1 tRNA gene is annotated in these 355 nt (G+C 51.5%); it reads right to left on the reverse strand.

Annotation, left to right across the window (positions count from 1 at the left end):
* Positions 1–13 precede the first annotated feature (13 nt).
* Positions 14–89, reverse strand: a tRNA-Glu gene (locus ACW5XD_RS23950).
* Positions 90–355 lie beyond the last annotated feature (266 nt).

The following is a 355-nucleotide window of genomic DNA, read 5'->3' on the forward strand; positions in this document are numbered from 1 at the left end:
GCAAGAAGAGAAGTGGCGTCCCCTAGGGGATTCGAACCCCTGTTACCGCCGTGAAAGGGCGGTGTCCTAGGCCTCTAGACGAAGGGGACCCAAAATCATCTTTGCGCTGCGTTAGCAGTGCAGATTTTGGGTAATGGTGAGTGCCGAGCCTGCGAGGCCGAGCGCCATTATTCACATCCCAAAACCCAATGATAGGGCTTCTCTCATCTGACCTAAGTCAGATAAGCACTGACGCTTGCGCATCAGGTCTTTGCTCTAACTACTTTGAATCAAGGCAATCTGTGTGAACACTCAACAACTTCGACATCTTAAGGTAAGGAGGTGATCCAACCCCAGGTTCCCCTAGGGTTACCTT

This window comes from Aeromonas enterica, assembly GCF_054052465.1.